Here is a 19,519-nt window from a genome sequence, read left to right as displayed (position 1 = left end):
AGAGGAATGTTTTATATTAACCACACACAAAATAAATTAGATAAGATTATTTTACAAAATACTAAAGATAAAACTGTATCAGTTTTATCTATAGATCTGATGTTGGCAGATCAAACCCGAATTAGATTAGTTAATCGTTGGAATAATCCTTTATCATTGGCTTCTTTCCATATTGAAAATATTATATTAGATCCTGATGTGCAATATCAAAATAACTATATTATTGATATTAAAAAACTCTCAGGATCTAAACTCATCTGTATCACAGAACTAGGTGATATTACTGTTAATCGATTCGATGTGAAAGCACTGTTAAAAGAGGATGAATGTATTTTACCAATTATAAAATAATCGCTATATCAATATTGATATCATCAGACCCTAAACTTTCAATCTACCATAAAAAAATCCTCAGTATTTTGTAATACTGAGGATTTTAACTATTAAAATCTAAAATAGTTACTTTTCAACACGATAGCATGGTTGATATGTAGAACCAGGTAATTTCATTCGACCTTGCGATACAAAATCATTCAATAATTGATCCACCAACTCCATCAACTCAGGATCACCATGTAATACAAAAGGTCCATGTTCTTTGATTGCTTTAATGCCTGACTCTTTAATATTACCTGCTACAATCCCTGAGAATGCTTGGCGCAATGCCGCTGCTAATTTTTCTTTTGGTTGATTTTTATGTAGATTCAAGCCGGACATATTTTCATGTGTTGGAATAAAGGGCTTTTGTAAATCTTCTGAAATTGTTAATGACCAATTAAAACAATAAGCATCTTCACTTTGTTTACGACGCTCTTTTACCAATGGCATTGCTTGCTTCATACGCTGAGCCACTAACGATGGATTATCAATAATAATCTCATAGAATCTTTGAGCTTCTTTCCCCAAACTTTTCTCAATAAAATGATCCAAAGTTTTAAAGTAGCTTTCACTCTCTTTCGGTCCCGTTAAAACAATTGGCAAAATTTGATCTTTATTTTCTTCCATCATTAAGATACTGAGCACATATAAAAACTCTTCTGCTGTACCCACGCCACCTGGAAAGACAATTAAACCATGACCTAAACGAATGAATGCTTCAATACGTTTTTCAATATCAGGCATAATGATCAATTCATTCACCAAAGGATTAGGTGGCTCTGCGGCAATGATTGAAGGTTCTGTGATCCCAATATAACGGTTTGCTTCATGGCCTTGTTGTGTATGGCCAACTGCAGCACCACGCATAGGTGCTTCCATCGCGCCTGGGCCACAACCCGTACAAATATCAAAACGGCGTAAACCTAATTCATGACCGACTTCACGTGCATATTTATACTCAATTTCATTAATTGAATGTCCACCCCAACACACCACAACATTATAGTCATATGCTGCTTTTAATGCTTTTGCATTGCGCAATGTCATAAAAACAATATCGGTCGCAATTTTTTGACTGCCATATTTTACTAAGCGCTTTTTATCATAACTGCTCACAATTTCACGCATATACAAAATGTCACGCAACACTGAAAATAAGTTAGTACGAATTAAACGTGTTAACTCTCCATCTACAAATACTGATTGTGGAGGGTTCATCAATTCCAGCTTAATACCGCGCTCTGTTCGTGAAATTTTCGCTTCAAAATCTTGATATTTTTGGAATAAAATACTTGCATCATCTGTTTGACTACCTGTATTTAGAACGGCTAATAAACAATTTCTAAATAATTGATATAGTTCACCATCGGCACTTTTTGTTAATAAATCACTCTCTACTTTTGATAATAGATCCAATGATCCACTAGGTGGATAGATATGATAATTTTTATTTTCCATGATCATTTAGATTAATCCTTATAGAATAGCCATTCTGACATTTGTGTTGGGTTCTCGCCCTTAAAATAATAATCGTTAACTGTAAATTGTTTTAAATCTTCTGCATTGTGAATATTATTTTCAGCAGCATAACGAACCATTAAACCTCGTGCTTTTTTAGCATTAAAACTGATGGTTTTATATTGCCCATTTTTTAAATCTTTAAAAATTGGTGTAATGACAGGCACTGAAAGCTTATCTCGCTGTATAACAGAAAAATACTCATTCGATGCTAAGTTAACCACAGCTGTAATTTTATTTTTCTCAATCCAACCATTTAGATATTGCGTCACAGAATCACCCCAAAATTCATACAAATTTTTACCTTTAGAATTTTTAAGAGCTGTTCCCATTTCTAAACGATAAGGGGCAATTAAATCTAATGGATGTACAGCACCATACAATCCCGATAACATCACCAAATGAGATTGAAGATACGTCATCTGATCTTCAGTTAAATCATATGCTCTCAAAGCTTCATACGCATCACCATTGAATAAGAAAATAGCTTCTTTAGCATTATCATGATTAAAAGGAATAGAAAACTGACTATAACGTGCGGCATTCTGTACTGCTAAATTACCAGAAATTTTCATTAAAGATTCTAAATCTGGTGGTGATAGTTTTTTAAGAATATCAATAAGTTCTATACTTTGCTTTAAAAAATGTGGAGAACTATTACCTTCAAAAGGTGGCTGCTTCGTTTCATCAAGCTTTTTTGCAGGTGATAAAAGAAATAACAACATATTACCTCCGTATGATGTATGAAAGTATTTGATCATGCAAATTCTGTAAACGATCAAAATACGGCTCTAATCGAGAGCATTGTGTTAACTTAGCATAAATCAGACAAATGATTGGCACATATAATGTGCTGACAAACACATCTATTGGATAATGCATACCAAACCGAATCCGACTAACGATCATCAATATAGTCCAAATAAAAATAACAAAAACGATTGCCCAATCGCGCTTACGATTCATAGGTAAAATTAAAATAAAAATCATCAACCAAGTCACAGCAAATGCAACATGCCCTGATGGAAATGAATAGCCCACTTCTTTTTCCCAATGTTTTTTTAAATAATCAGGCATGTTTACCTGAGATTGAACACTATTTTTGACAATTTCTGACCTAACTGATCTAATTTCTTGATAAAACTTATCTAAATCAACGCCCTGCTCTACTAAGTAACTAGTATATGGGCGTGGTTCTTTATAAAAAGATTTCAATGCTGTTTTAACAACCTGAGTACTTATTAACAAAATAAACGCAGTCATTGCGATAATGACCCAATGAGTTTTATGCCATGCAAACAGTGATAAAATTATTAGTAAAAATACACAAGTCAAGAATGCATAAACAATAGCTGTCCCAGATTGTGTCACCCAAAATAGAAATTGGTCTAATCCATTAAATGTATTATCTAACGACCACTGCCAATCAGCTAACCAAAGCACAATAGGTATTAAAGTTAACTGTAAGATTGCAAGCAATATAATGATTGTTTTTTGACGGGATAAGATGATCATGCTAATTCTACATATTATTAATAAAGTTAAAAATTATAGCATTAAGTCAGCATAACGCTCAGTCTTCTATATTAAAATACTTTATTAATCCTTGAATATTGTTAGATTTTTGCCTAACAATAAAATGATTGGTGATATACTACTGCACGCTTTTTCTTCCTCATAAAATCTCACAGGAGCGTGTGTTGTGCAGCCCATTAAAGATCTGATCTCAGGCGTACAAATTCTATTTGTTGCATTCGGTGCAATGGTATTAGTACCATTATTAACCGGCTTAAATCCATCCATGGCGCTTTTAGGCGCGGGGATAGGCACTCTACTTTTCCAACTCATTACTAAACGCAAAGTTCCTATCTTTCTAGGCTCTTCTTTTGCATTCATTGCACCGATCATTTTCTCCTTACAAACTTGGGGAATGGGTGCAACAATGTTTGGTTTATTTGCCGCAGGCTTTATGTATTTTGTATTCGCCCTTATCATTCGCTGGCGTGGTATTGGTTTAGTGAATACATTAATACCAGCCGTTGTAATAGGCCCTGTTATTATGGTGATTGGCTTATCCGTTGCAGTGACCGCAACACAAATGGCTATGGGTATTAGTGGTGGCCAAGCTATCATGAATGACACATTGGCAATTTCACTATCCATTGCAACCTTTGCTGTCACTGTGATCATCACAATTTTTGGTAAAGGTTTGTTCCGTTTAATCCCCATTTTAGGTGGTATTTTTGCAGGTTATATATTGGCGCTTCTTGCTGATTTAACTGGGTTATCTGCCTCCTTTAATAATGGTGAAAATATTTTGCATCTAGAAACATTGGCTAATGCCGCGTGGTTTGCAGTACCTGAGTTTCATAAACCTGAAGTCAACTGGCTAGCGGCTTTATTCATGTTACCTGTTGCAATTGCCCCTGCAATTGAACACATTGGTGGCATCATGGCGATCAGTAAAGTTACAGGTAAAGACTTCACAAAAGAACCAGGTTTAGATAAAACATTAGCAGGTGATGGCTTAGGTGTTTGTGTCGCAGGTCTAATTGGTGGGCCACCTGTCACAACTTATGGCGAAGTAACTGGTGCTGTGATGATCACAAAAAATGATAATCCTAAAATTATGACTTATGCCGCAATTTTTGCAATTGCTATGGCGTTTATGGGTAAATTTAATGCGTTCTTAAATTCCATTCCATTGCCTGTTATGGGTGGCATCATGATTTTATTATTTGGTACGATTGCTAGTATCGGATTAAAAACTTTAATTGATGCAAAAATAGACATCATGATTCCTCGCAACTTAGTGATCATCAGTGCAACATTGATCACAGGTGTTGGTGGTTATACGATCAATATCGGCAGCTTCCCATTTGCTGGTGTTGGCTTAGCAGCTGTTTTAGCTATTGTATTAAATCTAATCCTGCCTGAACCTAAAAACCAAGAACATTCATCATAGATATTTTATACATACAATACATTAATGACAAAAATCTCCTCAACCAGGAGATTTTTTTATATGATATAACAGTATCAAGGTAGTACAAATAATCTTTCAAACTAAAACTATCTCATTACTCTTTCTTAGGAGCAACCTTGAAATATATCATATTGTGTTCAATGCTACTCTTAACCATCTCTTCAGCTCTTGCCAAGAGTCCGCCCAATTCTATGGAGGTGGCTACCAAACAATATACTCGATACTCAATCGAACGACTTAAAAATGCAGAAGAACTATTAGAGCGTTTATCACGCAAATTAGAAGCAGGTCGATACAAAACAGTTAAAGAAGATTATATTAAGGCACATTATCAATATGAATCAGCACGCCCCTTAGTTTTATTGACCCCAGGTCTTAATAACCTTGTGGATACCCACATTGAACAATTACCTAAAGATACACAATCACTAGGTTTTGTAGGATTTCATGCCATTGAATATGCACTATTTGTCCAACCAGATCCAGTTAGAGCATTCGTGGAAACACAAAAATTACTCAGTAATCTTCGTTTCGTCATAAATATGATGCAACAACAGAATATTACGCCACAAGATATGCTGGCCATTCTACCTGTCTTTACTCATCAGATATTGACCCATAAACTACCAGGTTATGATAGCTCATATAGTGGATCAGGCTTAGGAGAAGTTGCTGCTAACTTAGAAGGTATTCGCCTCATCATAAATCAAACACAGAACTTTATCCCCCCATCACTTATTGCTGATATCAATCAAACTGAAGATAGAATTTATGCAATTTTAGATACATATTTATTTGAAGACATTTATCAACCTTATGCTAATTTAAAAGATTCAGATAAAACTTTAATCCATCAAGAGGTTCAACGCTTATCTGAACTTTTAATACAAGTAAATGAGCAAATATCTTCACAACTGACCGAGTAATCTTAAGTTTTAAGATGAAAATACGTCAGGATTACGATTTTTAATAATTGCATTCGTCACTCGAATTGTTGAAATCAATCGATCATCATCCATAGCATAGATATTGACATCCCATACATGGGTACTTTTACCACGATGTACAATACTACCTTTTGCCACAACTGTTTCTCCGATACGCGCAGATGATATATGGCTTGCACTAATCTGCATTCCTACACAGCTTTTTTCGGGTAAAGCAATGCTAAATGTCCCAACACCCGCGACTGTCTCAGCTAATGCGATCGTTGCTCCTCCATGCAAATAACCATAAGATTGAATAGTTCTTTCATCTACTGGCATCGTAGCTTCTACATAACCATCTTCACTTACAGTGAATTCAATCCCCAAATGGCCCACCAAAGTTTTACGTGTATGATTATTCATTTGTTCAATTGTTAACATTCCATATCCTCTTATAAATGTTATTGAGTTCTCTCATTCTAGATCAAATGATGGTAAAATTGTGACTAATTATTTGTAGATTCCATAAAGGAGCCACCTTGCATTTCTTTTTATTATTTCAATTCATCGGTTTAGTTATTATCATCGGTGCTTTTGTTGCATATGCAAAACATAAAGAAATCCCCATTTTCTTCTTTATCTGGCACAAGAAAAAAACCTTCATCCTTTTAGAAACATTAATGTTTGCAGTGATCATTTTAATATGTATTAAGCCTATTTATAATAATGTTAAATGCTCATACAATGGTCACAGTTTAAACAAAGACACCAAATATGATTGGATTAATGGTCAGTGTCAAATAGAATTTGGTGTTGGTAAAAATGGTAAACCAACCTATGTTCCGTATGAAAGAATTCGCGGAAACTCCACAAACGATTCATCAGAAGATTCAGCAGAGTAAACATGATTCAAGAAAATATTAAAGGTAAACGTATCATCGTCGGTATGTCTGGCGGTGTTGATTCATCTGTTGCAGCATTGTTATTAAAAGAACAAGGAGCAGATGTTCATGGCGTATTTATGAAAAACTGGGAAGATAATTTTGAAACGGGCTATTGCTCCGCCGAAGAAGATGTCAAAGATGCCCAGAAAGTCTGTGATACATTGGGTATTCCTTTGCATAAGGTTAATTTTGTAGAAAACTACAAAGAACGTGTTTTTGCCTATTTTCTAGAAACATTAAAAATGGGATTAACCCCTAACCCTGATGTTTTATGCAATAAAGAGATCAAGTTTAAAGCCTTTTTAGATTATGCCAATGAAATGGGAGCTGATTATATCGCAACAGGCCACTATGCTCGGACAATACGTAAAGATGGACAAACCTATCTACTCAAAGGCCTAGATAATAATAAAGACCAAAGCTACTTTTTGCATTTATTGAGTCAATCTCAAATAAAAAATGCACTCTTCCCTATTGGTGATCTAGAAAAACCTCAAGTACGTGAATTAGCTTTACAACACAAGCTCATTACTTATGATAAAAAAGACTCGACAGGTATTTGTTTTATTGGTGAGCGCGATTTCAATGAGTTTATTAGCCAATATATTGCATCTAAACCAGGAGATATGGTAACAGTTGATGGTGAAAAAATTGGGGAGCACCAAGGGCTATCTTTCTATACAATAGGCCAACGTAAAGGATTGCATATTGGTGGTATGAAAAACTCATCTGGCGAACCTTGGTTTGTAGTAGACAAAGATATTGAAAACAATCGTGTCATTGTTGCGCAAGGAGAGCATAAGGCTTTATATAAACAATCGCTTACCGCACGTGATGTTCATTGGATTAATACCAATATTGATCTCGAAAACATCAATCATAACCTTACCGCAAAAATTCGTTATCGCCAACAAGATGAAGAGTGCTCTATTCAATTTATAGAAGATGGTCGTATTTTTGTTGCCTTCAAAGATCCTCAACGAGCAGTAACACCTGGACAATCCATTGTCTTTTATCATGATGATATCTGCCTAGGTGGTGCCATCATAGAACGTTAATTATAATTAGCTCACAATAAAAAAACCAAGTTTAGTACTTGGTTTTTTATTGATCAGTTTAAAAGGATTGTTTTGGATTTCGACCTAAACTATGTGTTTGATATCCATAAATACTCTCTCTCCATAAAGTATCAGTATTTGGACCAAAATTTCCTAACCCTTTGAGTTCAAATTGCAAATATGCTTTCCACTCTTTACTTTTATCATAGATATTATTTCGATAGTATCTCGCTGCAACACGTGTTGCAACACAACAATCACTATATTCAAAACCAACAAATGAGTCATTCAACTTATTCTCTTCCAAAGAATAGTTATATCTTCCTACAACTGCCCAGTTACTGCTCACTTCCCAATAAGATGTTAAATCTATTTGATGAGTAATATAATCATTACTATAGTTCGGATCACGATAATATCTCTGACCAATATTAATGATTTTACGTTCCTCTGGTTGATACCTTAAATCATATGACAAACGTGTCGTTTTCTTACTATCAGGCGACCATTGCCATGTCACTTTTCCTGAAAAATCCTGAGTTAACTGAACATTACTTTCCACAAACCATTCAGAATTACGGCTTCTACGACAACGCTCGCCGACATCTATAGCATTAAAATTATCCCGATAACACTCCCCTTTGGAAGGTAAATCTTTACCAGTAGTAATTCTTGGATCATCAATATAATAAATTTGCCCTGCTGACAATCTAAGATGCTCTACACCTGTATCTTCATTAATGAATCTTGTTGTTAAAGCTGCTGTAATTTGATTAGCATTGCTTTGACGATCTGCGCCTGTAAATTGATTTGTCGCAAATAAACTATCAAAACTAGGCGTAACTGAACCTGTATCAAAAATCGGAATATTAGATTGATTTCGATAAGGAACATACAAATAAAATAATCTAGGTTCTAAAGTCTGAACAAAATTACCACCACCAAATAAACTCTTAAACTGCGTATCTCGCTCTAGAACAACTCCCGTATCAATACTAAAAATAGGTAAGCTTCTATGTATAGAATCTATTTGATTCGGCCTTTGATAACCGGCAAAACTTTGATAGTTAAGATCATAATGTGTAAAACGATAAGCCAACTTAGGCTCAAAAAAGCCCCATGAATTTTCTATTCTAAATCCAATATATGGCATTAAATCCAATCGTATCGCTGACTTAGGTCGATCTGGCGCATTACGAGAAACATTTGTTGTAAAATTAACAGCTTCACCATATGCACCATAAAAAATCCCATTCTCTGTGATCCAATTACCATTGAATAATAATTGGGGCATACGTGCATAAGGGTCATTTGGAATAACATCACGATCCAATATTTGGAAATGTTGAAATCTCAAAGTGCTTTGCCAATTTTCATCAGAATAAGTTAATTCAGCAATACGCTCTAAGTTGGTTTTAGTCAATAGCCCAACTGCATCCTGAATATCTTCTGCATACTTATCATCAGAAACCTGTTGAAATAATATGCGCCCTCTTAATTTTGGCAGTAAGTTTAATTGCTGATCAAAAGATACTGACCATCGAGTAGAACTATCTTTCTTATAAAAAGGATTGCCTTCAGATAGGGCATGATTTGCTTCAACACCTTGATACTTTCTAAACGCTCTATCGTGTGGCAAGACTTCCAAACCCAATGTTGAATGCTGCCATTCATTTAAATAACGAGCTTCAGCACCTAAAATTAATCCTCGTTTTGTATAAAATCCCGGGATTAATGTCATATCAAAATTTGGGGCAATATTTAAATAATATGGCGTTCTAATGGAGAACCCTCCATCTTTATCCAATGAAATCATTGGAAATAAGAAACCACTTTGCCTACGATCATCAATAGGGAATGAAAAATATGGTGAATATAATACTGGAACACCAAATAAAGATAGTTTTGCATGACGAGCAATACCTCGCCCACTTTCTTCATCTAAATGCAACTCTTCCGACGATAATTGCCAAACTTCAGTACCTACAGGGCAAGTTGAATATGTCACTTGCTCAAAATCAGAGGTTTTATCATTCTGACGGTTAATTGCATAACGCGCCTTACCCTGTGCTTCAATTTGATGCATATAATAAGTAACATTTTCACCTTCATATTCACGATTATTTAAATATGAAGTGAAACTATCAGATTCAATCACTGCAGAATCTGATGAGTAACGAATACTTTGATCATTACCTTTTAAGATATTCTTTTTCCGATCTAACACTAGATGATCGGCATCAATACGAGCATTACCATAATACGCAATAATCTCTTCACGAATATTTGCGTAATCTTCGCTACTATCAGCATATTTTCCTGATAAATAGATTGTATCATTATCTGTTTTATCATTAGATGGCTGGACATATTCAGCCAGAGGGCTAATTCTACATGCACCAAAAGCACCTGATGGTGGTGCTTTTGCCATAACAGGTGCCTGAGCTAAGCCCAAGATAAGCGCAATATATATTTTTTTTCGTTGGCTTATATTTTTCAAAGGAAATATCCAATCATTAATCAATAAATCTGCTGCCTAGATAATTTAAAAATCCATCAATGCAACAATGTCATAGCCATTAATTTTATCACGGCCTTTTAATTCTGTTAATTCAACTAAAAATGCACATCCCACTACCTCAGCACCCAATTTTTCAACTAATTGGATAGTAGCTGCAATTGTACCACCGGTCGCTAACAAATCATCACAAATCAGTATTTTTTCACCCGGCTGAATTGCATCTTTATGCAACTCAATGAATGCTGATCCATATTCTAAAGAATATTCGATACATTCTGTTTCTCTTGGCAATTTTCCTTTCTTACGCGCAGGGACAAAACCAATATTCAATGCATAAGCAACAGGACATCCTACAATAAAACCACGTGCTTCAGGACCAACAATTTTTTGAACGCCCTTAGATTTAGCAAATTCAACAATTTGGTTGGTTGCATAACCATAAGCATCACCATTACCTAATAATGGAGAAATATCTCTAAAGATAACACCTGGCAATGGGTAATTTGGAATACTAATAATATAATCTTTTAAATTCATAACATTAAACCTATGTTATCAGCCTGGCGGCCAACTTAATTGACGACCTGCTAAAATATGCATATGAATATGATTAACTGTTTGCCCACCATCTTCATTGCAATTCATCACTAAACGATAACCCTTTTCATCAAAAGCTAATTCTTTAGCAATTTTTTTAGCTGTTAGAAATAATTTTCCTACTAAAATGGCATCAGCATCTTCAATATCATTCACTGTTGGAATTTCTTTTTTAGGAATGACTAAAATATGCTCTGGTGCTTGTGGACTAATATCTCGAAATGCCAATATTTCATCATCTTCATAAACGATATCAGCTGGAATTTCTTTTTGAATAATTTTTGTAAAAATTGTACTCATTATCACCACCTAAAATTGCTGCCTTGCCCTAAAGGCATGAGAAAGTGTATTACTATCTAAATATTCTAATTCACCACCCATGGGTACGCCATGTGCAATTCTTGTAACACGTACATTATAAGGTTTAGCTATTTCATCAATATAAAATGCTGTTGCCTCTCCTTCCACAGTGGGATTTGTTGCAAGTATTAATTCTTTAATAATACCTTTGGCTAAGCGAGACTCTAATAAATCTAAACCTACATCTTCTGGGCCAACACCATCTAATGGTGATAAATTTCCCATAAGAACAAAGTATAACCCCTTATATTCTACTGATTGTGATAATGCAAAAACATCAGCAGGATTTTCGACTACACATAACAATGATTCATCACGTGTTGGGTCACTACATACCAAACAAATCTCTTTATCTGTTAAATTACGACACTGTGTGCATTTATGAATATCCGCCATAGCACTACCAATAGCAGCACTTAATTTTTGCGCACCACTAGGATTACGCTCGAGCAAATAAAGCGCCATTCTTAGCGCTGTTTTTTGCCCAACACCTGGTAGGATTCTTAAAGAATCCACCAAGTTTTTAAGTGCTTTTGGATAAAGAGGGTTATTCATTAAAATCCTGGTAGTTTCATACCAGCAGGCAATTCAAAACCACCTGTTACAGATTTCATTCTTTCTTGAGAAGTTGTTTCTACTTTTGATAAAGCATCATTGAATGCTGCACCAATTAAATCTTCCAACATTTCTTTATCATCTGACAATAAAGAATCATCGATTTCGATTTTACGAACAACGTGGCGGCATGACATTTCAATTTTTACTAAACCTGCACCAGACTCCCCCATCACATTGATATCAGCCAATGCTTCTTGTGCCTTCATCATATCTTCTTGCATTTTCTGGGCTTTTTTCATCATCCCAGCGATACCGCCTTTCATCATAATTGATAGTTCCTTCACTCAAAATTTATATTATACACTATTCATCCGCTAGCATTAGCGTTGAATCGATAACCATCGCCTGACATTCATTCACTAATAACTGAACAACAGGTTCATTCTTGATTTTTGCTAAAGCATTCACTTTTTTAGCGTGTAATTCTTTATCTGCACGATGATTAAAGTCATCTTCAACCATTTCTGTTTCAACAGCCAATATTCTACATTGAATATCCTGATTCAAAACTTTCCCTACCGCATCTGCAATATTTTTTTCTGCATCAGGGATATTGAAAGCATGATCCGATAAAGAACGCTTCAATATCAGAGTATTATTATTAAATGATTCAAAGACTAAATTACGGACAATGCCTAAACTTAAACCAATAATATCTAAGTTTCGGACAACCTCTAACCATTCTTCATTATTGTTCAAAGTCACTGAAGATTGAGGCTCTGCAACAACTTCTACAGGCACTTCTTGCATAATGATTGGTGCTGATTCATTCATTTCAGCATCAATCCAAGGCGGAATAACATCTTCTTCTATAGCAACTTTCGGCATCATGGGTGGCTCAACAACTGACTCTTTAACCGCAGGCACAACTTCAGCCTTTTCCTCAACAACAGGGTTTGGAATCGTATTTGAAGCCTTAGGTTCTGCTTGAACCTCATTCAAAATATTCGCAAACGATGGTTTTACTATTGATGCAGATTGAGACTGAGCTGGTGATGTTTCCTGTGATGTAGATGTTTGAACAGCAGCTTGTGGTGCTATTTTTCTTGCAGGCGCAGAATTATTACCATTGGGGGTAAATAACAACATGCGCAACAATGTCATCTCTAATCCCATCAAAGGTTCAGGATGAATCTCTAAATCTTTACGGCCATGCAATGCTATTTGATAATACAATTGCAAATCTTCAGCAGACATTTGCTCAGCCAAATCAATCCATTGATCTTGATGCGTATCATCTAAATCGATAAAACTATGGTCAATCTGCAATAATGTTAATTGATGGAAAGCATCAATCAATGCTTCCAATAAAGCAAAAGGATCAGCCCCTGATGAAATCACTTGCTTAGATGCTTGCAATAGTGCTGTTTGATCTAAATTAGCTAAGGCTTTTAAAATCAGCAATGCGTATTGATCATCAATCAAACCTAACATTGTTTGAATTGGTTCAAATTGCAAATCACCATTAGTATAAGCAATGCCTTGATCCAATAATGACAAACTATCACGCATACTGCCAGCGCCAGATTTAGCAATTAATTCCAAACCTTTTGGCGAATAACTGATCTGCTCTGCATCCATGATCATAGATAGATGATCTTTAATCTCTGTTGCAGGAATTTTTTTCAAATGAAAACGCAAGCAACGAGATAAAACCGTCACTGGTAATTTTTGAGGATCTGTTGTTGCCAGAATAAATTTAACGTGTTCAGGCGGTTCTTCCAATGTTTTCAATAGTGCATTGAAGCTACTATTAGATAACATATGAACTTCATCTATCAAATAAACTTTATAACGACCGCGCGTTGGTGCATATTGCACATTATCTAGAATTTCACGGGTATCTTCAACTTTAGTTCGGGATGCTGCGTCAATCTCAATCAAATCAACAAAACGACCTTGATCCACTTCTTGACAAATACTACACACACCACAAGGATGCGAGCTAACACCTTCTTCACAGTTTAAAGACTTTGCTAAAATTCTTGCAAGCGTAGTTTTTCCAACACCGCGAGTACCTGTTAATAAAAAGGCATGATGTAGACGATTATTATCTAATCCATTTGTTAAGGCGGTGACAACATGCTTTTGCCCGACAACTTCATGAAAGTTTTTTGGACGCCATTTTCGCGCCAAGGCCTGTGCTGCCATATTGGATCAACTCCTTTTTACCTGCCTAAAATGGAGATGACCTACACCAGTAGACCCTCTGCACGCAAACCTAATACGTGTGCTGCTTCCTTCCGGACCTGACACGGTGCGTAATGATTCACTGCGAGGAAACCAATGTAGGTCACCATAAAATTTTGGAGGCTGAACCCAGAATCGAACTGGGATCCGCGGTTTTGCAAACCGATGCATTACCACTATGCTATTCAGCCTATTTGGAGCGGGAAACGAGACTCGAACTCGCGACCCCAACCTTGGCAAGGTTGTGCTCTACCAACTGAGCTATTCCCGCTTTGCAAATCAGAAGCGTATTATAGGCAATTTAATTAATTGTTCAAGACTAATTATTGATCAATTAAGTTTTATATAACCCAACCTAAAATCTACTGTCTGCATGCGAACTATAAACTTTAATCTTTTTGTGTCAACATCATTATCTAAATATATATCAGTTAATCAATCAGAATTTGATCAATAATAGTAACTCGCACAAAAATAATCCAACTTAATCTATACCAAAATACTCATAGCGTTTATAATGCTCAATATATTTAACATTTCCGTATTTATAGAGGTGCATTATGGGATCATTTAGCATTTGGCATTGGATCGTAGTTTTAGTGGTAGTATTAGCTGTATTTGGCACATCTAAATTACGCAATATAGGTGGAGATCTAGGTACTGCGCTAAAAGGCTTTAAAGATGCTATGAAAGAAGATGAAAAGAAAGAAGAACAAAAAGTTGAAACTGTAGAGCACAAAGCTGATAACAGTGAAACATCAGCTCAAGAGAGCAAGAAAGATAATGTCTAATCATCTGTAATTGAATCATAAATAATGTTTGGTATTAGTTTTGGTGAATTCGCCATCATCTTTGTCGTTGCGTTAATTGTCATAGGCCCTCAAAAATTACCTGAGACAATTCGCACCGTCGGATCTATCGTAAATAAGCTACGCTCTTTTACTAATCAAGTAAAAGATGATGTTTCTAAAGAATTTCAAGTTGATGACTTAAAAAAGTCCTTTCTAGACACCAAGGACAGTTTTACAAGTCAAATAAAAGATACAACTCATTTAGATGAAGTAAAGAAATCTCTTCAAGAAGCACGACATGCAACTGAAAACTCCATCAGAGATTCTCAAAAAGCATTTGAGCATAGCGTTCAACCGAGCGTTAAAATTCAAACGCATCCTACCGATACCAAACACCAAGAATTTGACCCAGAGCTACATGCGGACTTAGCTGATTACTATGATTATCATGATGATAATATCATTACTGAACCACCTAAAAATTATAGTGCATCTATTGAATATCATGGGCATGCCATCCAACCTGAAAGTATTGAAGCCCTACAAAGAATCTGCCTAGCTCGTCAATTCGAACTATTCTCTCAAAATGAGAAAGATAAACTATTAACTTATCAGCTAAAATATGCAAAGCAACGTGAACTCAATAGCTTATCTAGCATCATTGATAACTATCACGATACTTTAGTTGAACTCAACCATCCATAATTTTATGCAACCTCAACCAATTGATACTATTTTTTCTGAAAAAAGAAAAAAAATCGACTTTGCATTTAATGAAGAGGTCGTTAATGTTTTTTCAGATATGATCAAACGATCAGCGCCAGGCTATCCGACAATTATCGAACAAATTGGACGCTTCGCACCATTATTTGCTGAAAACAATTCTAAAATCTATGATCTTGGCTGTTCCTTAGGAGCAATTTCAAATGCACTACGTCATTCCATTAAAACTGAAAATACTGAAATTATTGCAATTGATAATTCTGCACCTATGATTGAAAAAGCCTCTCAATTTTTTCAATTACAAGATCAAGTACATGATGGCTTAATCCCTATCCATTTAAAACATGATGATATCACGCAAGTAGATTTTGAACCTGCATCCATCTTTGTTTTAAACTTAACTTTACAATTCATTGAACCAAGTGAACGCTTAGCGCTATTATCTAAAATTCACCAAAGCTTATTACCAACAGGCGCACTATTCTTATCTGAAAAAACTTATTTTCATGACCCCGAAGAACAAGCTGTATTAGATGATATGCACTTGGCTTTTAAACGCGCCAATGGCTATTCTGAATTAGAAATTTCCCAAAAACGTGAAGCCATCGAAAATGTCATGCGCATTGATTCTTTTGAAATTCACAAAGAGCGCTTGCATCAAGCAGGATTTACACGTGTTTACCAATGGTTTCAATGCCTTAATTTCATCTCAATTATTGCTCTACCTTAATATATTATGATTGATTATTCTGCCATCTCAAGCTTTTATAGCAATACTAATCTCGATGCATGGGCTCAAAAGCTCAATACATGGTTACCGCAATATATTGAAGAACATATTCATGGTAATTTTGACGAATGGCAAGCCATATTAGATCAACTCCCCACTATTAAAAATCATAGTATTGATTTAACCAATGGCGTGATACTTAAAGGGCAAGTTGATGAAAATTCTTTAGAAACATCTCTTCGTCAATTAATGCCATGGCGCAAAGGCCCTTGGCAATTTTGTAACACTTATATTGATACAGAATGGCATTCTGATTGGAAATGGGAACGAGTTGCACCACACATTGATTTAAAATACAAAAATATATTAGATGTTGGCTGCGGCAATGGCTACTATGGTTACAGAATGTTAGGCGCTGGTGCAAAATCAGTATTAGGCATTGATCCAAACTTCCTATTTTTATCACAATTTAAATCATTCAAACATTATTCTCCTGACTTACCGATCTGGCAATTACCAATTGGCTTAGAAGCTATTACAGAAGAATTAGAGTTCTTTGATGTTGTATTTTCTATGGGCGTACTTTATCACCGTCGATCACCGATTGATCATTTAAGCGATCTGAAAAAACTGCTCAATAAAAAAGGCACATTAGTTTTAGAAACAATGGTGGTTGAAGGCGACGAAAATACCTGCCTAATTCCCCATGATCGCTATGCACAAATGCGCAATACTTGGTTTATTCCATCAGTCAAAATGTTAGAAATCTTCTTAAAACGTGTTGGCTTTAAAAATATTCGCTGTGTAGATTTAAACCAAACATCCATTAAAGAACAGAGAAAAACAGACTGGATGACTTATCAGTCATTAGAAGATTTTTTAGATCCCAATGATCACAACAAAACAATTGAAGGTTATCCTGCACCACTTCGTGCTGTCATTATTGCTGAGCAGTAAACTTAAAACCATGTAAAATACCTTATATTTATAATCAAATATAGGGTTAGAATATGTCTTTTAACTATCCACTACCTGAATATTCTCCTTCACATAAACTAGAAGAAGACAGTAAAATTACATTTCAGAAAACGATTAATAGACAATTATTTCAAATACAAAAAGAAGATAAACGTGATTATGGTACTGATCTTGAACTTGAACTTATCCATAAATCTTCAGCCACAAATTTCAGACTACATATTCAACTCAAAGCAACAGAAAAAGACAATAATGTAGATGGCTCGATTAGCATCCCTGTTGATGTCAAAAATATTTTTTACTTAAGCCATCAAAAATATTCTTTATATATTTGTTATCACAAACCTAGTAACACTCTATTTGTGAAATCTGTTGGTGAATTACTTACAGAAAAAGAGAGAGATGATCCAAAGTGGAAAAGCCAAGATACTATCACTATCCGATTCTATGAAAAATTTAATGATGACTTCCAAACAAAACTTCATAAAAAGATTATTACTGCACAACACCAAGAATGGTTATCGCACCAAAAATGGAACATAGATGCTCCTACTGAATTTAAAAAAATGATCATCAAACAAATTCAATATATACAAATTCCAGACTCAACACATGATGCTAGCCAATTGTTATCCCTTCTTTATCAAGAAAATGAGGATGCAACAATCAGTCATTACTTTGATATATTTATAACTAGATTAGATCACAATGATGATAATTTAATTCTGTTATACTTAGCAGAAATTAATTTGGCAATTAACAATGATGATAATGAAAACATCCGATCTGAAATCTTAGAAGAATCTATACAACTATTTCAAGCAGAAATTACAAAAACATTACCAAGATTTGAAATATATTCAATGTATTATAATTTAGGAAATGCATATCTTGGCACCAAACAATTTCACAAGGCCATAGATGCATACCTCACAGCCATAAAACATGCTCAACACAGTAATGAGATACTAGGAATGTCCTATAAAAATCTTGGCTCATGTTATAACCACCTAAATAAAACCCAAGAAGCCAAATTAGCATATGAAAAAGCACTACATTACCAGCCAGATCTACCCGAAGCTCACTTTGCATTAGCAATGCTTCACAAAAACAATCAAGATTATCAAAAAGCTTTAAACCATATAGATTCAATATATTTTCAAAATGAAAAACAGCATTTATCAATGCAGGCATGGAGATTAGCCTTACTATTAAAAACAGACCAAAACACCCATTTTTTTAGACAATTAAATGAATTACAAAGATATACTGCAAAACATAAATGGGTCCTATACTGGTCTGCGAAATATGTATCACAACTTACCTTTACTTCAATAGAAATCGCATGCAAATCTTCTAATTTTTGGAAAAAGTATTTATCCCTAGATACTTATAATGCAAATATAGCAAAAGAGCATTATTTACTCGCCCAACTATTTATATATACAGAGTCGCAAATAGCAGAAATGAAGTATATTGAATTTAAAAATGAAATGACCCAATTAATAAATAACCACGATCCATCTCATGCCGCATTTTTATGGGATAGAATCGGACATTGGGCACAAGTGGATAATTTATGGGAAGAAGCTGAGTTATGTTACAAGAAAGCCTATGATCTAAATCCACAAGATCATTACGGATATTGTCTAGGTGTTGCATTAATCCACTTAGGCAAGCCCGAGCAAGCCATACCATTACTTATCGAACAAGCAACCATATACCAACCAGATGAGCTCAGTTGGTATAATCTAGGAGTTGCTTATTCTCATTCAGGACAATTTGAAGCTAGCATCCATGCCCTACAAGAAGCCATCAAAATACGTCCTCTTTATGAAGAAGCTTGGTTTAACTTAGGTGGAAATTACTGGAATTTAGGAAAAATAGAGAAAGCTAAAGAAATATGGGCAGAGGCTATACAAAAATTCCCAGATAGCAAGCTAAATCAACAAATTAAAAATCTAGAGCAATAAAAAACCTCATCAAAGATGAGGTTTTTAGATTTTGGAGCGGGAAACGAGACTCGAACTCGCGACCCCAACCTTGGCAAGGTTGTGCTCTACCAACTGAGCTATTCCCGCAGAAAGTGAGAAAATTATAACAATATATTTTTAATCGTCAAGTATAGAATTTAGCCACATCACAATTGTTTTATGAGATAATCTCTCCTTCGTGATTCACTTCAAATTGAGAAAGGGGCG

Annotated in this window: 20 protein-coding genes, 3 tRNA genes and 1 other RNA gene; 10 read left to right on the top strand and 14 right to left on the bottom strand. The window is 35.0% G+C overall.

All coding sequences use genetic code 11. The features are described 5' to 3' along the window. Positions 1-351: hypothetical protein (locus BZK14_RS13150; protein WP_171973597.1), on the top strand; the 351-nt coding region annotated here is incomplete at its 5' end. 108 nt (positions 352-459) lie between these two features. On the opposite strand, the gene ppnN is transcribed toward BZK14_RS13150, so the two are convergent. Genes ppnN through BZK14_RS00355 form a run of 3 tightly spaced genes read right to left on the bottom strand, consistent with a single transcriptional unit; the run spans position 460 to position 3,411 of the window. Continuing rightward, positions 460-1,836, bottom strand: coding sequence for a nucleotide 5'-monophosphate nucleosidase PpnN (ppnN, locus tag BZK14_RS00365; protein WP_171973599.1), 1,377 nt, complete (start codon positions 1,834-1,836; stop codon positions 460-462). Positions 1,837-1,847: 11 nt separating this feature from the next. Then, positions 1,848-2,618 carry a peroxide stress protein YaaA gene (yaaA, locus tag BZK14_RS00360; RefSeq protein WP_171973598.1) on the bottom strand — a complete coding sequence of 257 codons (771 nt, stop codon included), beginning with the start codon at positions 2,616-2,618 and terminating at the stop codon, positions 1,848-1,850. Positions 2,619-2,622: 4 nt separating this feature from the next. After that, positions 2,623-3,411: a phosphatase PAP2 family protein gene (locus BZK14_RS00355; protein ID WP_077924629.1), complete on the bottom strand. Its 789-nt coding sequence runs from the start codon at positions 3,409-3,411 to the stop codon at positions 2,623-2,625. A gap of 187 nt (positions 3,412-3,598) precedes the next feature. On the opposite strand from BZK14_RS00355, the gene BZK14_RS00350 reads away from it, so the two are divergent. Continuing rightward, complete coding sequence (locus tag BZK14_RS00350; protein WP_077924628.1) at positions 3,599-4,861, top strand: uracil-xanthine permease family protein; 1,263 nt, start codon at positions 3,599-3,601, stop codon at positions 4,859-4,861. A gap of 218 nt (positions 4,862-5,079) precedes the next feature. Next, positions 5,080-5,808, top strand: a complete 729-nt coding sequence (locus tag BZK14_RS00345) for an EfeM/EfeO family lipoprotein (RefSeq protein WP_143691233.1) — start codon at positions 5,080-5,082, stop codon at positions 5,806-5,808. Positions 5,809-5,817: 9 nt separating this feature from the next. Here BZK14_RS00345 and BZK14_RS00340 read toward each other — a convergent pair whose 3' ends face one another. Next, positions 5,818-6,249 carry a PaaI family thioesterase gene (locus BZK14_RS00340; RefSeq protein ID WP_077924626.1) on the bottom strand — a complete coding sequence of 144 codons (432 nt, stop codon included), beginning with the start codon at positions 6,247-6,249 and terminating at the stop codon, positions 5,818-5,820. 98 nt (positions 6,250-6,347) lie between these two features. Here BZK14_RS00340 and BZK14_RS00335 point away from each other — a divergent pair, with 98 nt between their 5' ends. Together BZK14_RS00335 and mnmA are read left to right on the top strand one after the other, a co-directional pair. Further along, on the top strand, positions 6,348-6,710 hold the full coding sequence (locus BZK14_RS00335; protein ID WP_077924625.1) for a hypothetical protein: 363 nt from the start codon (positions 6,348-6,350) through the stop codon (positions 6,708-6,710). 2 nt (positions 6,711-6,712) lie between these two features. Continuing rightward, a complete protein-coding gene (gene mnmA / locus BZK14_RS00330) occupies positions 6,713-7,810 on the top strand; it encodes a tRNA 2-thiouridine(34) synthase MnmA (protein ID WP_077924624.1) in 1,098 nt (365 codons plus the stop codon). Between the two features lie 58 nt (positions 7,811-7,868). Here the strand turns inward: mnmA and BZK14_RS00325 are convergent, their stop codons facing one another. From BZK14_RS00325 to BZK14_RS00285, 9 genes are all read right to left on the bottom strand, one after another. After that, positions 7,869-10,241 (bottom strand): LPS-assembly protein LptD, encoded by a 2,373-nt coding sequence (locus tag BZK14_RS00325; protein WP_077924634.1) that lies wholly within the window; start codon positions 10,239-10,241, stop codon positions 7,869-7,871. A gap of 114 nt (positions 10,242-10,355) precedes the next feature. Further along, entirely contained in the window at positions 10,356-10,868 is a 513-nt protein-coding gene (locus BZK14_RS00320) for an adenine phosphoribosyltransferase (protein WP_077924623.1), read from the bottom strand. Positions 10,869-10,886: 18 nt separating this feature from the next. After that, a complete protein-coding gene (locus tag BZK14_RS00315; RefSeq protein ID WP_077924622.1) occupies positions 10,887-11,228 on the bottom strand; it encodes a histidine triad nucleotide-binding protein in 342 nt (113 codons plus the stop codon). Between the two features lie 9 nt (positions 11,229-11,237). Further along, positions 11,238-11,843 (bottom strand): recombination mediator RecR, encoded by a 606-nt coding sequence (recR, locus tag BZK14_RS00310; RefSeq protein WP_077924621.1) that lies wholly within the window; start codon positions 11,841-11,843, stop codon positions 11,238-11,240. Next, positions 11,843-12,172: a YbaB/EbfC family nucleoid-associated protein gene (locus BZK14_RS00305; protein WP_077924620.1), complete on the bottom strand. Its 330-nt coding sequence runs from the start codon at positions 12,170-12,172 to the stop codon at positions 11,843-11,845. Before BZK14_RS00305 ends, recR begins: the two co-directional genes overlap by 1 nt. 37 nt (positions 12,173-12,209) lie before the next feature. Next, positions 12,210-14,057, bottom strand: coding sequence for a DNA polymerase III subunit gamma/tau (gene dnaX, locus BZK14_RS00300; protein ID WP_077924619.1), 1,848 nt, complete (start codon positions 14,055-14,057; stop codon positions 12,210-12,212). A 41-nt stretch (positions 14,058-14,098) separates the two neighbouring features. Next, an RNA gene (ffs, locus tag BZK14_RS00295) (signal recognition particle sRNA small type) lies at positions 14,099-14,195 on the bottom strand. A gap of 18 nt (positions 14,196-14,213) precedes the next feature. Continuing rightward, positions 14,214-14,287: transfer RNA gene (locus BZK14_RS00290), tRNA-Cys, on the bottom strand. 4 nt (positions 14,288-14,291) lie between these two features. Then, positions 14,292-14,367, bottom strand: a tRNA-Gly gene (locus BZK14_RS00285). A gap of 289 nt (positions 14,368-14,656) precedes the next feature. Between BZK14_RS00285 and tatA the strand changes: the two genes are divergently transcribed. From tatA to BZK14_RS00260, 5 genes are read left to right on the top strand one after another with little or no spacing between them, the layout of a single operon-like run. Then, positions 14,657-14,887, top strand: a complete 231-nt coding sequence (gene tatA / locus BZK14_RS00280) for a Sec-independent protein translocase subunit TatA (protein WP_077924618.1) — start codon at positions 14,657-14,659, stop codon at positions 14,885-14,887. 24 nt (positions 14,888-14,911) lie between these two features. Then, entirely contained in the window at positions 14,912-15,592 is a 681-nt protein-coding gene (tatB, locus tag BZK14_RS00275; RefSeq protein WP_077924617.1) for a Sec-independent protein translocase protein TatB, read from the top strand. Positions 15,593-15,596: 4 nt separating this feature from the next. Next, a complete protein-coding gene (gene cmoA, locus BZK14_RS00270; protein WP_077924616.1) occupies positions 15,597-16,340 on the top strand; it encodes a carboxy-S-adenosyl-L-methionine synthase CmoA in 744 nt (247 codons plus the stop codon). A 6-nt stretch (positions 16,341-16,346) separates the two neighbouring features. Beyond that, the gene (cmoB, locus tag BZK14_RS00265) at positions 16,347-17,297 is read left to right on the top strand and encodes a tRNA 5-methoxyuridine(34)/uridine 5-oxyacetic acid(34) synthase CmoB (RefSeq protein WP_077924615.1); all 951 of its coding nucleotides are present in this window, start codon (positions 16,347-16,349) and stop codon (positions 17,295-17,297) included. A gap of 53 nt (positions 17,298-17,350) precedes the next feature. After that, complete coding sequence (locus BZK14_RS00260) at positions 17,351-19,291, top strand: tetratricopeptide repeat protein (protein WP_077924614.1); 1,941 nt, start codon at positions 17,351-17,353, stop codon at positions 19,289-19,291. Positions 19,292-19,323: 32 nt separating this feature from the next. Here BZK14_RS00260 and BZK14_RS00255 read toward each other — a convergent pair. After that, positions 19,324-19,399: transfer RNA gene (locus BZK14_RS00255), tRNA-Gly, on the bottom strand. Between the last annotated feature and the right edge of the window lie 120 nt (positions 19,400-19,519).

The organism is Wohlfahrtiimonas larvae (assembly GCF_002006755.1).
GTDB lineage: Bacteria > Pseudomonadota > Gammaproteobacteria > Cardiobacteriales > Wohlfahrtiimonadaceae > Wohlfahrtiimonas > Wohlfahrtiimonas larvae.
This window is presented reverse-complemented; position numbering and strand designations above follow the sequence as displayed.

What these genes read in the sequence shown, in the direction of transcription:
- BZK14_RS00340 (WP_077924626.1), bottom strand. Translation starts at nt 6,249, where the DNA reads ATGTTAACAATTGAACAAATGAATAATCATACACGTAAAACTTTGGTG.
- tatB (WP_077924617.1), top strand. Translation starts at nt 14,912, where the DNA reads ATGTTTGGTATTAGTTTTGGTGAATTCGCCATCATCTTTGTCGTTGCG.
- cmoA (WP_077924616.1), top strand. Translation starts at nt 15,597, where the DNA reads ATGCAACCTCAACCAATTGATACTATTTTTTCTGAAAAAAGAAAAAAA.
- ppnN (WP_171973599.1), bottom strand. Translation starts at nt 1,836, where the DNA reads ATGGAAAATAAAAATTATCATATCTATCCACCTAGTGGATCATTGGAT.
- dnaX (WP_077924619.1), bottom strand. Translation starts at nt 14,057, where the DNA reads ATGGCAGCACAGGCCTTGGCGCGAAAATGGCGTCCAAAAAACTTTCAT.
- BZK14_RS00325 (WP_077924634.1), bottom strand. Translation starts at nt 10,241, where the DNA reads ATGGCAAAAGCACCACCATCAGGTGCTTTTGGTGCATGTAGAATTAGC.
- cmoB (WP_077924615.1), top strand. Translation starts at nt 16,347, where the DNA reads ATGATTGATTATTCTGCCATCTCAAGCTTTTATAGCAATACTAATCTC.
- BZK14_RS00260 (WP_077924614.1), top strand. Translation starts at nt 17,351, where the DNA reads ATGTCTTTTAACTATCCACTACCTGAATATTCTCCTTCACATAAACTA.
- BZK14_RS00355 (WP_077924629.1), bottom strand. Translation starts at nt 3,411, where the DNA reads ATGATCATCTTATCCCGTCAAAAAACAATCATTATATTGCTTGCAATC.
- tatA (WP_077924618.1), top strand. Translation starts at nt 14,657, where the DNA reads ATGGGATCATTTAGCATTTGGCATTGGATCGTAGTTTTAGTGGTAGTA.
- mnmA (WP_077924624.1), top strand. Translation starts at nt 6,713, where the DNA reads ATGATTCAAGAAAATATTAAAGGTAAACGTATCATCGTCGGTATGTCT.
- BZK14_RS00320 (WP_077924623.1), bottom strand. Translation starts at nt 10,868, where the DNA reads ATGAATTTAAAAGATTATATTATTAGTATTCCAAATTACCCATTGCCA.
- recR (WP_077924621.1), bottom strand. Translation starts at nt 11,843, where the DNA reads ATGAATAACCCTCTTTATCCAAAAGCACTTAAAAACTTGGTGGATTCT.
- BZK14_RS00315 (WP_077924622.1), bottom strand. Translation starts at nt 11,228, where the DNA reads ATGAGTACAATTTTTACAAAAATTATTCAAAAAGAAATTCCAGCTGAT.
- BZK14_RS00305 (WP_077924620.1), bottom strand. Translation starts at nt 12,172, where the DNA reads ATGATGAAAGGCGGTATCGCTGGGATGATGAAAAAAGCCCAGAAAATG.